Below are 1,003 nucleotides of genomic sequence, written 5' to 3' on the forward strand. Positions count from 1 at the left end.
GCCGGCATCCCCCACCAAATGATGGTCAAGTCCATTGCCTAAGCAGCCGCAAGGCTGCTTTTTTCATGCAAAAAACTGCCCCGGGAAAATCCCGGGGCAGCCTAGAGAAATTATAAGTTAGTAAAGAAAGTTTAAGTTAATAGAGGAGTAAAAGTAAAAGATTTGGATTATAGAGTAGATATGGTAAAAATCACTACGCTGGCGCCAGGAAATCAGTTGAACTCGATTTCCTGGGCATCGTCTCCCGCCTCTACAGGGCGAGGGTCAACGTCCTTGACTTCTTTAAGCAGGTCCATGTTGGTGTAGACCACCATGACCGTGTTGTCCAGGCCATGGTCGGCAACTGCCTGGATGTCCATCGTGGCCAGTTTGTCGCCGGCCTTGACCGGAGCATTCTGCTCCACGAAGAGTTCAAACGGCTCGCCCTTCAGCTCAACCGTGTCGATCCCCAGGTGGATCAAAACCTCAAGCCCCTCGGCCGTCTTGATCCCGATGGCGTGCTTGGTCGGAAACAGGGTCGTGATCGTTCCGGAAACCGGAGCAACTACTTCCTGGCCGGTCGGCTTGACCGCGAAACCGTCGCCCAGCATCTTTTGGGAGAAAACATCATCGCTGACTTCGGTAATCGGGATCAGGTCTCCCTTGATCGGGGCCTTGACTTCATGGCCCTTGCTCTTGGACTTTTTAAAGAAATTAAACATGAATATCAACCTTTCACCGCTCTAAAGGCGAGAACTACATAGAATACAAAGCAAATTACAAACAACGAAGCAATTAAGTAGGTTAAGGACAGCAGCTGGCTTGGCTTGACCTTGCTCTCATCGGGCAGGTCTGCTCCCCGCCGCAGGGCAAAAATCGCGAAAAGCAGGCAGAACCAGTTGCCGACAATCAGCTGCGTCCACAGCTGCAGCTTCATGAACTTCATGTACTGGCGCCGGTCGGCCAAAAGCGCGCCGCCGTCAATCCAGCACAGGTAGCCAAGCAGGAAGTCGCCGGCAGCCAC

1 protein-coding gene and 1 pseudogene are annotated in these 1,003 nt (G+C 52.4%); both read right to left on the reverse strand.

The features are described 5' to 3' along the window. Positions 1 to 212: 212 nt before the first annotated feature. Positions 213 to 701, reverse strand: a complete 489-nt coding sequence (locus lacNas_RS13495) for a PTS sugar transporter subunit IIA (RefSeq protein ID WP_201330194.1) — start codon at positions 699 to 701, stop codon at positions 213 to 215. Between the two features lie 5 nt (positions 702 to 706). Beyond that, positions 707 to 1,003, reverse strand: a pseudogene (locus tag lacNas_RS13500) (hypothetical protein); the annotation flags it as partial.

The organism is Lactobacillus nasalidis (genome assembly GCF_016587775.1).
GTDB lineage: Bacteria > Bacillota > Bacilli > Lactobacillales > Lactobacillaceae > Lactobacillus > Lactobacillus nasalidis.

What these genes read in the sequence shown, in the direction of transcription:
- lacNas_RS13495 (WP_201330194.1), bottom strand. Translation starts at nt 701, where the DNA reads ATGTTTAATTTCTTTAAAAAGTCCAAGAGCAAGGGCCATGAAGTCAAG.